A 13,641-nucleotide genomic window follows, 5' to 3' on the forward strand; every position below is an offset into this window, starting at 1 on the left:
AATGACCAGGAAAGGTTGAGTGTCAGCCATTGCAATGGTGACCATATAAGACCTGCACCAATGCCGAGTGTATTGTCTTTTCTGTTTATATCAGGCTCATCGTATTGATCAATGGCGTATGAACCGTCTAATTCAGCCGTCAGTCTTCTGGTCAGTCTGTAGCTCAATAAAAAGCCTGCTTCATAGTAGATGTTGAATCCCAGGCTTGCTGCATCAGCGCCTGTCGGTGTATAGCCGCTGGAACCTGTGATGGAAAGAGTTGCTTTTCTGCTTAAATCAAAGATTTTGTAACCATCAAATTCAAGGAAGAGGTCTTCTGAATCAGAAGAATTCGGATTGTCCCATTCCTGAAAAAGGATACCAATACCAATACTGATGCCTGAATCTTCAGTAGGTCGCCAGTCAAAACCAATGGAAGGGTTGTATATGGTATGGTCTCCGGAGTCCTGGTCTGTATCGGTATGTACATAGGAAACATAGGTATCTAAATGCCGGGTCATGATTTTAAGGAGTCTGATGTTGCCTGTCCAGGTTTCCGGGTCATCCGTTGAAATATCAAATTCGGTCTTTTCATATGATGCGTTTAGATCTAATCCAAACTGGGGTGTAAACCAATAAGAAAATGATGCTGAGGGGTTATGAGATTTGTACTCATCTGCATTTGGATCTTTATATGCATCAAAAGAATAGGTATAATCCATACCAACTGAGTCTCTTGGTCCAAACTGATACAGGACACCTGCGGATGTAGTATTGGTATCATGTTCTTCCCAGCTGTTTGTTCTGACACTCCGAGTTAAATCTCTTACAAAACTTTCAGATAAAGTAATGCTGGTACGTTCTGAAGCCTGGATTTGTCCTTCAAGCGAAATATCATGAGCCCAGGAATCATTCTCGTCATATTCTGCATGATCTGTATATTCGGGATTATAATTTAAAAACATGCTTGCATTTTTATCAATGATCCCAAAAAAAAATCCAGCTCCGTAAATGGTTGAGAACTCGTCATCCTTATTGTTTTGAGTCTGGTTATAGTTATCTGTATATTCTGTTGTGATTGAGACAGAGGGGACAAACTGGGTGATGACTTTAGAAAAAGCAGGTGACACTAAAAATAATGTTAAAAAAAAGATTGTCAGGTTGTATGAAAATTTCATGGTTCACCTCTTTTATAAATTTATGGCACAATGATGGTGTCATCAGCCTTTAAGGGGATATCCCTGCTAAAATCGCCTTTAAGAATATCATTATATTTAATGATAATGGTGGTCTCTTTTCCATTACTTCTCCGAATCAAAATAATTTTATTTTTGGAAGCCCATTCTGTAAAACCACCGGCAAGGGCAAAAGCCTGCATAACCGTTATTTTTTTTGTAATAGGATATTCGCCGGTGTTTACCACCTCTCCTAAAATATAAAATCTTTGGCTGACAGGATTTGCAAGAGTGACCGTAACATTGGGTGACTCCACATACTCTTTAAGCTTTTTTTCTATTGTGGCCTTAAGTTCCATTGTGGTTGAACCCCGGGCCTGGATATCATCCAGCAGCGGGAATGTGATCTTGCCGTCACTTCTCACCATTGCAGCTTCTAAAGATAAATCCGGTTCCTGCCATGTATTGATGCGCAGGATATCACCCACTCCTATTTTATAGGGTGCGACACTTTCCTCAGCCAGGGTAATAGAAGGCATGCAAAATCCAAATAGCAAAAAACAGATGATAGACCATTTTTGTAAATTTTTTAACCTGAAGGTCACACGTAACCTGGAGGTCACACGTAACCAGAAGGTCACACGTAAAAAAAACATAGCTCCGCCCTTTCAACTACATGGTTGTTTATTCCAAACACATTGAATATTACCAATATTAAATATTACCTGGCACCTCTGCCAAACAATACTGTTTTTACAGTTCTGATGATTATAACAAGATCCATGGTAATGGACAAATTTTTTATATAAAAGAGATCATAATTAAGTTTTTCTATGGCATCCTCAACAGTGGCGCCATAATCATATGAGACTTGTGCCCATCCTGTCAAACCGGGTTTCACTTTAAATCGTTCAGTATAGTAAGGAATCTGTTTTTCAAGCTCATCCGTGAAATATTTACGTTCCGGCCTGGGTCCGACCATACTCATTTTGCCCATTAACACATCCCATAACTGCGGCAATTCATCAATCCTGAATTTTCTGATTATTTTGCCTACCCTGGTAATTCTGTTATCATCTGTTTGAGCCCAGACAGGTCCTGTTTGTTTTTCAGCATCTTCAATCATTGATCGAAATTTATGCATCATGTATTCTTTCTGGTTTTGGCCCACTCTATCCTGGGAAAAGAAAACCGGGCCTTTTGATGTAAGCTTGATCAAAATAGTTGTCAGCAAAAGCAACGGAGACAAAAGAATTAACATGATACTGGAAATAATGATATCTTCAACTCGTTTGACAAATGTTTTAAGCCTGGTTTTTTTGAAGCCTTCTGAGAATATCAGCCATGAAGGGTTGATCTTTGTTACCAAAAGTTTTCCGGTCAACATCTCATAAAAAGTACTGCCCTCCAGTACTTCAAGACCTTCAGTCCTGCAGTTGAGCAATTCTTTTGTGGGGAAAGCTCCTCTTTTTTCTTTGAGCGCAACCACAACTTTTTTTGCACCCATTCCCAAAGCAATTGAGCAAAAACTTTCTCTGTTACAATCTATTGTTGGTTTAGCTGCAATGGCTTCATCAATATCATCTTTGTCTGAATCCGGAATTAAGAGTGCTACATTATACCCGCAGTCAATGGTGTTATTGATTGTGTTGATAATATCAAAAGCAAGCGGTGTGGACCCCAATATAATAATACTTTCGTTAAAAAAACCTTTATTTAAAATCCAGATGTACCCAATCCGCCAGCCGATAATAAAAACCAATAAAAATAAAACGCTTAAAATGAAAACCTTTTGATCAATGATGGCAACGGGAAGAAAAAAATAAATTATAGCCAAAGCAATTGATGTTACGCCAAGCGCCTGAAGAAGTCTGATGCTGACCTCCGGAATGGAGGATGCAATTTCAAAATCGTATAAGTCATTATAATAGAGACAGATCTGGCATATAACGGTAATCAGAAAAATTTTTAAAAATAATATCAGATCAAACAAAAAAGAAGCAGAATTAGTTAAAAGCAACGCAGACAGAAAAACAGATCCAAAAATAAATAACCCTTCGGATAAAAAGAAAAGAATATTTCGTATGGGAAAATATTGTTTTAAAACCCTAAGCATTTTTTACGCCATATCCATATTTGCCATATCCATATTTGCCATAGCCGTAACCGACTCTTTTCTTAGCGAAATTATACACAACCCCAATGATTTTCTCTTTCCCATAAATATCAATGAGATCCAGAACATCTTTTTTCCGGGTTTTCCCCTGTTGGATTACAATTATAATTCCATCGACCTGTCTTGATATTGCACTGGTTTCTGAAGTTAAATAAGGCGGCGGTGTGTCAATAATAATATATCTATCAGTATACCTTAGTTTCACTTCATGGATCAGCCGTCTCATCTGCTCAGATGATAAAAGTTCCGAAGGATTAGTGGGAATTGTACCGGCCGGAAGAAGGGTCAACTTGTTCAAAAAAGTTTTAACAAGCAGAGATGATAAAGGTTTTGCTTTGGAAAGATATTCACTCAATCCCTGGATATTATTAAACCCAAACATGGAATCAATTGAGGGCGATCTTAGATCACAATCCACTAAAAGAACATGCTCATCAATATTTTGAGCAATGCTGATCGCAAGGTTTGCCGCCACAAAGGATTTTCCTTCGCCCGGAGAAGTGGCGGTGATCATTATACATCTCGGCGGGTTACCTTTTTCAGGAAAAAGAATATTATTTTTTAACTGCCTGAATTGTTCGGCTTCAATTGAGTGTGGTTTAAGACCGGTAACAAGCATGGGGTCAATATTTATGGTTATATTTTCAATTTCATTATCATGTGTAGCCATATCATCTACCGGGCCATGTGCCGGGTCATATCTTTTCTGACCATGAGACTTTGATATAATTTCAGCGTCAAAATTGTCTACAACTCTTTGTACTTTTTCAACACTTTGTTGTGATTTTTCCAATGCTTTGAAAATTTTTCCCAATAGATCACTCCAATACTAAATATCGATATACGTTTTAACGAGATTAAGCGTTTTATCAATGCCTTTTAAATTTAAAAAGGCAAAAAATAAAAACATTGTACCTGCGTAAAAGGAAACAATGGCAAATGCAAATAGTTCTATCCTTTTTTTCATAACAGTCCCGGGTTTCGCCAGGGGAGGGATTGATGCCAGTATGGGCAAACCAATTTCCGTTTCAATCTGGTCCTCAGTTCTTATGACCGGATTTAAAAATTCAAGCAAAAAGATGATCCCGCCACCCATACCAAGACCGATTGCAATAGAAAACATAAAAAGTTTCTTAACATCCGGTGAAATAGGTTTTTGGGGAAGCCTTGCATAATCGATAATACGAAATTGCTCCCCTTTTTGTTTCTTTTCCATATTAACTGCAAGCTCTGCTTCGAGACGTCTGGCAAGAAGTGAATTATAACTTTCTCTTATGTTGTTGTAGTCCCTTTGGATGGATTGAAGTTCCTGCTCTCTTTTAGGGGTATCTTCAACTCTTTTTTGATAAACCTGCATGGTTTTTTTAATCTGCCCGATATTTATCTTTATATTACTTATTTCGTTTTCCAATTGTCTGAGATTAAATTCATGCTGGAATAAAACATTATTATTGGGAGCTGCAACACGGGTGTCATCAGTAGCCGGACTGTCTATATCCTTTTTCTTCTCCTGCTTTTCTTCTTCAACTTTTTTTTTAAGCTTGGCAACGCTTTTTGTTAATTTAATAACTTCGGGATGCTTATTTGTATATTTTAACAGCAATTCATCCAATTGTCTTTTTCCCTGGTCATATTGCTGTTCTGTTACTGACAAGGCAAGGGTTCCCACAACAGTACCATCCGGCTGCAGGGTTGCAGTGCCGCTTTGTGCCATTTCCTTGAGCCTTGAAATTTGACTTTTTAAAAGAGCGGCTGCATTTTGAGTATCTCTCATTGCAGTTAAAGCATCAGTACGTTGTAATTGAAGCCTGTCAAGGGTTCTCAAATTAGTTTCCAGCTCGTCAGGCAATCCTCCCATATATGCTGCTCTGTATGCAGCAATTTCTTTTTCGCGATGCTCAAGCTTTTTTTTAATTTTTTCAAGTTCTGATTCAAGAAATTCACTGGTTCCAATGGCCTGGATTTCTCTGGCTTTAAGATTTTCATCCATAAAGAAGGTTGCCAGCTTATTGGCGACTTTCATTACGGTTTCAGGGTTGTTGCCGGTAAAGGATACGGAAAAAGCCTCAGTACCCTGCCTTCTGCTGCTGTTTTGTGTCACAACAACCCGTTTTCTCATACTTCTTATCTTATCTTCTTGAAACATATTCTCTGCATCATGAAAAAGCCCGAATTCTTTGATAACCATTTCAAGATTTGTTCTGCTTAATATCTGCTGAGAAATCGTATTGATTCTTTGGGCAATATCTGTTGTAACAATTGACTGAACATAGTCTGTCGGCACCTTTTGAGGCTGGATAAGAATAGTTGTGGAGGCCTCGTAGGTCTGTGTTGAATTAAGGGTGTGAAAAAAACCCAGTGTAAGAAAAAGGCAGAGAGGAAGGATAATGATCCATCTGCGCCTTATTATTATTTCAAGTATCTGATCCGGTTTTAGTGTTGCTGCCTGCTGTTGGATATCCGCCATTCTAGTATATTTTCCAAATTTTTATTTTTATTTATTGCCCGACCGAAAACCGCCAATTTTCCCGATTACTGCGTTGGGCGCAAATTTTAATCAAACATAGAAAAAGAATATATATTATTTCTTAAAACGGCTTTTTTGTCAATGAAATTCATGCTTCACACCCTTAAAAAACCGTATTGGAATTATTTTTTTCTTTTGAAATATTTTTTTAAATGACCGTATATTTCTTATTTGCTTATTATATTTTATATGTAGATAGCAAATTACATGCCAGAATGGGAACTATACATTTTCAAGAATTTAGATATTCAATATTCCAAAAATTGATAGAAATTTAACAAAAATTGTTATTTTATATATTGAAAAATTAATATTGTTTTCATTTTTATTTTTCCCCTTTCATGCATCTTCATATTCTTTTAAATTAAATGATCGAAATTAGAATCGCGTCCTTTTATTTTGATTTTTGGTAAATTAGGTTATTTTTTTCTCAAAACCATGTAATCTTTTACCCAATTTATGTAATCTTTTTCACAATTCAAAACTTAATTTTATAAGAATGCCTTGTTTAAAGGGTTTCACTTCCTGGCACGCTAGTTGCTTTGATAAAGACTAACTGTGAAAAAATGAAAATGAATTAAAATATAATTAACTAAGGAGACAAGTTATGAAGAAATTGATTAAAATAGGATTGTTATTTGGATTGTTACTATTATTTGCGGGAAATGCCTGGGCGTTGCCAATAGCTGGAGATTTGGCTACAATGACTCCTGGTGATAGATATACTTTGACAACCAATGGTGTGTCTTATAATACGTTCTGTGTTGAAAAGTACAATTATTTCTCATATAACGGAACATACCTAATCGACTCTGTTGAAGATTATGCAACTGGCGGCGGTGTTGATAATGACAATGATGGCTATCCTAACAGAGACTACATTTCACAGCAATCCTTATGGCTGTATGCTTCATTTTATGACGGCTTGTTTGGATCAAAAGATGAAATTGTAGAGGAGATGGTTCAACAAGCCATTTGGTTTATGGAAGATGAAATAGATGTCGCTGACAATTGGTTGGCTCTTCTCGGTATCAGAAACATTTTAAATGCTGCCCAAGATGGTGTTATAGACAACTATGATTTCACTGTAACAGGCTGGGACATAAAAGTTGCTAATTTAGTCAATCTGGATGGCTCCGGTGATAGACAAAGCCAACTCGTTGGTGCGCCAGTTCCGGAACCCGCTACCATGGTCCTTTTTGGAATCGGTCTTCTGGGTCTTGCCGGTATCGGGAGAAAAAGAACACAAAAATAAAATACCATTGATTTTAATTTAGAATTAAAGCAGGGCCTTGTAAGGGGTCCTGCTTTTTTATTCTCGCACCAAGGCACAAGGGAGTGAAGTTTTTATTGCGGCAGATGAAGTTTATCTGAAAACGTTACCACAAATTCATTTCCATCCGGCATTAAAGAAAACTGATATGAAATGCCCTGAGCTTTACACAGCTTCATGATCTTGAGAAGTCCTTTTCCTCTTTTTTCCATATATCCGGAACCGGACAGGAATGAAGCAATGGTCTGGTTCCTGGTAAACTGACGGTATATCATGCTGTCCAGTGTCAAAGTGTTGGGCAGGCCGCCGGGAGACCGGATTTCAATACAATCCCGGAACATAAGGATTCTGATTGAAGCACCGCTGATGGTGTAATCCCTGTGGCAAACAGCATTGACAATGGCCTCCCTCAGCGCTTCCATGGGGTATTGATATTCATCTTTGCGTTGAGTATCATTTATCAGGTTCCTGTCCTGATGAACAACAAAGTTTAAAAACGACATAGCATCCTTGATCTGTTCATCTAGAGATCCTTTAAGGTTCTTCTCACTGATAGCCTCGGAAACAACATCTTTACCTTTGTATGCTCCACAAGAGATATAATAGGATGGAAAATATTTCTGGGGATCTTTTCCAAATACCAGAAGTCCCCCAAGAGTCGGGTAATAATGATTATCCAGTTCAACCAATATTGAAAGATTGTTTAATTCATTTTCCAGATAGAATGAATCTTCAACAGCTAAAGGAGATTGGCCCAGCCGCATCAGGTAATCATTTACTTTAAAAAGATCTATCGAATTGACGTTAGCCTTTAAAACCGGGGTTTCATCATATTGAAAAACATTCTTATGTTGGAAAAGGCGCACGAGTTCCTGCTGAGTTGGAATCTGTTTTGTTGACCCGACACGAATATGGTAAATCCCTTTGCCACTGCAATGAGGTATTTCTCCCTTGTCAATGGTCAATATAAAAACAGTCTTATCATCTATTATGACTTTTTCGATAAGAGGAATCACGGGTGGATGAATATTATTCTGGCAGACATTGATAATAAACTCTTCGAAATTTTTTTTCGAACATCCGCGTATAATACCAGAATCATCAACTCCAAGCATGATTTGGCCGCCTTTAAAATTCAAAAATGCCACAATTTCCTCAGCCAGTGATACCGGATGGACATTATCGGTTTTAAACTCGATCTTTGAGGACTCACCGTTGTGGATGATTTCTAATAATTTATTTTTATTCATTTTATTTTTTCTTCAACCCTTTGCTGATTATCTTGAATGCCGTTTTTAAGGTAGGTTTGACAAAAGCTTTCTGATTGTTTAAAAGCCTTTTGGAATCAACCCACAGGACAATACCACTATAGGATGCCCATAGGACATCTGCAAGAGCCACGGGATGTTCGTCTATGAAAACACCCTGGTCAATACCTTGTCTTATGACATCAATGATGGCCCCATGAGCCAGGGCTGAGTGTGCCTTGATCTGCTTTAAGACTTCATCTGAAAGATTCTTAAGTGTTTCCCCTGACTGGAGATGAAATAAGTTGATTAAAATATTTGAATCATATTCATATACATCAATAAATACATCCTGAAAATTATCAATCTTTTCTTCCACTGAAATATCCCGGCGGACAACTTTTTGAATTTTATCTGCCAGACGTTTTAATATTTCAATGGAAAGAATTGTATGCAATTCTTCCTTATTTTTAAAATACAGGTATAAGGTTCCAGGACTCAATTCTGCTTCATAAGCGATTTCTTCCATTGTAGCAGCCCTAAACCCCTTATTGGAAAAAACTTTACGTGCAGCATTGATAATTTCTTTTTTTCTTTTCTTTTTTTCTCTTTGTTTTCTTTCATATATACCCATATATTCCTCATTATTTTTTGAATGCGATTCATAAACTGATGAATGATTAAATAATTACAAGAAAACAAGAGAAATCTCAAGAAAAAAAATTAAAAAATCTAATTAAATTTGTGACTTAATATTCCATATATCCCCTGCATACTCTTTAATGGTTCTGTCACTTGAAAACATTCCTGTTCTTGCTGTATTCAAAAGGGCTTTAACCGCCCATTGATTTGATTGTTTAAAATCTTTGCCAATCATTGCCTGGGCGTTAACATAGGATGAAAAATCAGCAAAATGAAGATAATAATCGCCCTGTTCAACCAGCGTGTTATAGATATGCTGAAACAATTTTGGTTCTTTCGGGCAAAACAAATCTGAGCTTAAGGCACCCAATACCCGCTTTAAACGCTCATCTTTTTCAAGATATTCTTTTGGATTATACTGATGCCTGGCCTGTTCAACTTCTTCAACCGTCAGACCGAAAATATAGATGTTTTCCTTTCCAACCTGTTCATAAATTTCAATATTAGCCCCATCAAGGGTACCGATGGTGACGGCCCCATTCATGGCAAATTTCATATTACCGGTACCGGAAGCTTCCATACCGGCAGTGGAGATCTGCTCGCTGACATCAGCAGCCGGAATAATTTTTTCTGCAAGGGAAACCCTGTAATCAGGCAAAAAAACCACTTTCAATAATTGATTTACCTCGGGATCCTTATTGACAACCGCGGCAATTGAGTGAATAAGCTTTATGATGAGTTTGGCAGTATGGTATCCGGGCGCAGCCTTTCCGGCAAAAATAAAGGTTCTAGGATGTCCAATATCCACATGATCTTCTTTTATTAACAAATACATATGAATAATGTTTAAAATATTTAAAAGCTGGCGTTTATATTCATGAATTCTTTTTGCATGTATATCAAAAATGGATTCAGGATCAACCTTTTCAAACGCTTTTTGTTGAATAATTTTAGCCAGCCGTGTTTTATTCTCTTTTTTTATTTGCATGAATTGATCTATAAAAGCCGAATCATCCTGGAAATCTTCTATTTTTCTGATTCTTTCAAGATCTTTAATCCATCTGTCCCCAATAGCCTCACAAATCAGTTTTGTCAGTCCGGGATTACATGAGACGATCCATCGTCTGGGGGTGACACCATTGGTTTTATTATTAAATTTATCAGGATAGAATGAATAAAAGTCCGGGACCAGTTTTGTTTTTACAAGTTCTGAGTGCACTTTTGCCACGCCATTGACAGAATGACTGCCGATAATGGCAAGGTTGGCCATCCTGACCTGTTTTTCTCCTCCTTCGCGGATAATAGACATCTTGGAAATCAAAGGGGCGCTATTCTCACCGAATTTTTCTTTTACCGTATCAATAAACCGCCTGTTAATTTCATAAATAATCTGCAAATGCCTTGGAATTACCCGTTTAACAATGGATACCGGCCATGTCTCAAGTGCCTCGGGCAACAGGGTATGATTGGTATACCCAAGCGTTTTGGTCGTAATATTCCAGGCTTTTTCCCATTCAAGAGCATTTTCATCAACCAGAACTCTCATTAACTCTGCAACCGTTAATGCCGGATGCGTATCATTGAGCTGAATGGCGACTTTTTCATGAAATTGATCAAACCCGGTATTTTCTTTTTGATAAATCCTGATGACATCTCTTACTGAACAGGCTACCAGAAAATATTCCTGGACTAACCTTAATTCTTTTCCAACTTCCTTTGAATCTGACGGATAAAGTATTTTGGAGATGGTTTCAGATTTTATTTTTTCTTCAACAGCTTTAAAATAGTCGCCGTCATTAAAAATCTTCATATCAAAATCTTCGGATGCCCAGGCTGAAAAAAGTCTTAATCGATTAACCGTACGCCCGCCATATCCTGTAATAAGGATATCATGAGGTCTGCCGATGAGAAGTTTCCAATCTGTCCACATGGGATTATATTCTCCATCCATATCCTTTGTATCTTCAATTTTACCATAGATGGGAATCATGCATTTATTCCCTGACCGCCTGATAAGCCATGGAGAAGATCGATTTGGCCAGTAATCGGGTTTTTCTCTTTGATATCCATTAACAATCACCTGTTTAAAAAGGCCGTAGTCATAATTAATGCCATACCCGAATCCCGGCATATCAAGGCTTGCCATGGAATCTAAAAAGCATGCCGCAAGTCTTCCAAGACCACCGTTCCCCAGTGACGGATGCTGTTCTTCTTCCACAAGCTCTTCCAAATCATATCCAATCTTTTTTAAAAATCTGGCGCATTTATCGTAAATCCCTAAATTCATTAAATTATTGGATAAAAGTCTTCCAATTAAAAATTCCATGGACAGATAATAGAGTCGTTTTGAAGCATTATCTCTATACCGCTGATTTGTTTCAAAACTGATATCCATTAAATATTTACCCACGGCAGAAGACACGGCATTCATAAGATCAAGCTTTGTGGCATCCTCAATTTTTTTACCCAAAACGTATTTAATATGGTGATAAAAAGAAGCTTCAAAACTTGTAAAATCAAAATAAGACATAATCATCTCCTAATTAAGGTATTTTCGTGTTAATATAACACAAAACTGATTAATAATTAATTGGAGATGCATATAATGTCAAAAACAACTTATTGGGCTGACAATTATGTCCAGAAACTGACCAGTGCTGAAAAAGCATTGCGACATATACAGCCCGGGCAAAGAGTATTTATTGGCTCTTCATGCGGAGAGCCCCAACATCTTGTCAAAGAATTAGCAGATGCCTCTGTCCGATTTACAGATCTTGAAATTGTCAGATTATTGTGTATTGAAAGCGGCCCTTTAACACTGGTGGCCAACCGGTCCCATTCCCAGCAGTTTAATATCCGGTCCTTCTATCTGGGGTCTGCATCCCCGAGCAAAATTCATCGGAATAAAAGATTTAACACACCCATTAACCTTTCCCAGATTCCCTATTTGTTTAAATCAAGAATGATGCCCATAAATGCTGCCCTGATCCAGGCTTCCCCGCCCGACGATTTCGGGTGGATGAGTTTGGGGGTATCCGTGGATATCACACTTGCCGCCTGTGAATCAGCAGATATTGTAATTTGCCAGATAAACCCGAATATGCCAAGGGTATTGGGCAGAAGTTTTATCCATGTCAATGATGTGGATTATATTGTTGAACATGAAGAAGACCTTTTAACCATACAGCCCCTTCCTGAACTTGAAACGGCTAATACTATTGCCAAACATTTATCACGGCTGATTGATGACGGCTCCACCCTGCAAACCAGTTTAGGTGTGACAAGCGAAGCCCTTATGCTTTGCCTGTCTGAAAAAAATGATCTGGGTATCCATTCTCAATATTTATCAGACGGGTTGATGCGCCTTTTTTCCATGGGAGTTATCACCAATAAAAAAAAAGAATTTAATGATGGAAAACTTGTGGCCGGAAGTGCTGTCGGATCAAATCTTCTTTATGAATTTATTGATGACAATCCATCCATTGAATTTCATCCGTCAGATTATATCAACAACCCGTCTATTATTGCCAGACATAATGCCATGGTCTCTTTAAACACTGCCATGGCCATAGACCTGACAGGACAGGTTGCAGCAGATGCTCTCCCTTATAATAATTATACCGGCATCAACGGACTTCTTGACTTTACCAGAGGAGCTGCCATGTCAAAGGGCGGCAAGTCCATCCTCATGATGACCTCTACATCCGATCATGGCAGAAAAAGCCGAATCATTCCCAATTTATCTGATATTGCAGTGGTTGTGCCCAGAGGGGATGTTCAATTTGTTGCAACAGAATATGGTGTGGTTAATCTTTTTGGAAAAACCCTTCAGGAAAGAGCTATGGGATTGATCAGCATTGCTCATCCCGATTTCAGGGATGAACTCTTTTCAAAAGCCAAAGAATTTAATTTAATTGATATAAACAGAAAAATCAAACAGGCTATTAAAGGAGTTTATCCTTTAAAATATGAAGAAACCATTACAATCAATGGGATTGCCATCATGTTCAGACCTGCCAAACCCATTGATGAAAGAGGCGTTCAGGAACACTATTATACCATGAATCGGGGGGATATTGTCTCAAGATTTTTTCATGAAAAAAAGAGTTTTGTGCATGATCAGATTGATACAACATTTGAAATTGATTATATCAATGATCTGACCATTGTTGCGACTATTGGAGAATTGGGATTTGAAAAAATCATTGCAGTTGGTGAATATTTTCGAAACTCCATTATCAACATGGCAGAAATTGCATTTTCCGTATCCAGGGAATACCAGAGCATGGGAATTGCCCAAATCCTCCAGAGGAAACTGACAAGGGCCGCCATTGATAATGATATTAAAGGGCTTGTTGCATATACCTCTCCTGAAAACACGGGGATGATAAAGCTGTTTCAAAAATTACCATATGCCATCACATCAGAAAAAGATAATGATATGATTATTCTAAACTGTCTGTTCTCTAAACCCAAAGAAGATAAAGAGAAACAATAAAAGTTTATTTTTTTACCCAATTTTTTAAGAGCAATGCAACAGATTCAATATGATAGGTATGGGGAAACATATCTATGGGTTGAATTTCGCAGGTCTCGTATTTGGGGGACAGCATTTCAAGATC

The 13,641-nt window shown here is 37.7% G+C and carries 10 protein-coding genes; 2 read left to right on the plus strand and 8 right to left on the minus strand.

Annotation, left to right across the window (positions count from 1 at the left end):
• The 5 genes from K8S13_RS14660 to K8S13_RS14680 form a co-directional block, all read right to left on the minus strand.
• Positions 1–1,157: hypothetical protein (locus K8S13_RS14660; RefSeq protein ID WP_291463582.1), on the minus strand; the 1,157-nt coding region annotated here is incomplete at its 3' end.
• Positions 1,158–1,177: 20 nt separating this feature from the next.
• Positions 1,178–1,693, minus strand: coding sequence for a polysaccharide biosynthesis/export family protein (locus tag K8S13_RS14665; RefSeq protein WP_291463583.1), 516 nt, complete (start codon positions 1,691–1,693; stop codon positions 1,178–1,180).
• Between the two features lie 182 nt (positions 1,694–1,875).
• On the minus strand, positions 1,876–3,270 hold the full coding sequence (locus tag K8S13_RS14670; RefSeq protein ID WP_291463584.1) for a TIGR03013 family XrtA/PEP-CTERM system glycosyltransferase: 1,395 nt from the start codon (positions 3,268–3,270) through the stop codon (positions 1,876–1,878).
• Complete coding sequence (locus tag K8S13_RS14675) at positions 3,263–4,144, minus strand: polysaccharide biosynthesis tyrosine autokinase (RefSeq protein ID WP_291463586.1); 882 nt, start codon at positions 4,142–4,144, stop codon at positions 3,263–3,265. Before K8S13_RS14675 ends, K8S13_RS14670 begins: the two co-directional genes overlap by 8 nt.
• A gap of 15 nt (positions 4,145–4,159) precedes the next feature.
• Positions 4,160–5,797: a Wzz/FepE/Etk N-terminal domain-containing protein gene (locus tag K8S13_RS14680; RefSeq protein ID WP_291463588.1), complete on the minus strand. Its 1,638-nt coding sequence runs from the start codon at positions 5,795–5,797 to the stop codon at positions 4,160–4,162.
• Between the two features lie 667 nt (positions 5,798–6,464).
• Between K8S13_RS14680 and K8S13_RS14685 the strand changes: the two genes are divergently transcribed.
• On the plus strand, positions 6,465–7,112 hold the full coding sequence (locus K8S13_RS14685; RefSeq protein ID WP_291463590.1) for a PEP-CTERM sorting domain-containing protein: 648 nt from the start codon (positions 6,465–6,467) through the stop codon (positions 7,110–7,112).
• A gap of 92 nt (positions 7,113–7,204) precedes the next feature.
• Here the strand turns inward: K8S13_RS14685 and K8S13_RS14690 are convergent, their stop codons facing one another.
• The 3 genes from K8S13_RS14690 to K8S13_RS14700 all read right to left on the minus strand — a co-directional run bounded on the left by K8S13_RS14690 (position 7,205) and on the right by K8S13_RS14700 (position 11,549).
• Positions 7,205–8,380: an RNA-binding domain-containing protein gene (locus K8S13_RS14690; protein ID WP_291463591.1), complete on the minus strand. Its 1,176-nt coding sequence runs from the start codon at positions 8,378–8,380 to the stop codon at positions 7,205–7,207.
• Between the two features lies 1 nt (position 8,381).
• A complete protein-coding gene (locus K8S13_RS14695; protein ID WP_291463593.1) occupies positions 8,382–9,011 on the minus strand; it encodes a TetR/AcrR family transcriptional regulator in 630 nt (209 codons plus the stop codon).
• 102 nt (positions 9,012–9,113) lie between these two features.
• The gene (locus K8S13_RS14700) at positions 9,114–11,549 is read right to left on the minus strand and encodes a glycogen/starch/alpha-glucan phosphorylase (RefSeq protein WP_291463594.1); all 2,436 of its coding nucleotides are present in this window, start codon (positions 11,547–11,549) and stop codon (positions 9,114–9,116) included.
• Positions 11,550–11,624: 75 nt separating this feature from the next.
• On the opposite strand from K8S13_RS14700, the gene K8S13_RS14705 reads away from it, so the two are divergent.
• Positions 11,625–13,517, plus strand: coding sequence for a bifunctional acetyl-CoA hydrolase/transferase family protein/GNAT family N-acetyltransferase (locus K8S13_RS14705; protein ID WP_291463596.1), 1,893 nt, complete (start codon positions 11,625–11,627; stop codon positions 13,515–13,517).
• Positions 13,518–13,641: the final 124 nt, after the last annotated feature.

The sequence above is a fragment of the Desulfobacula sp. genome, from assembly GCF_021107415.1.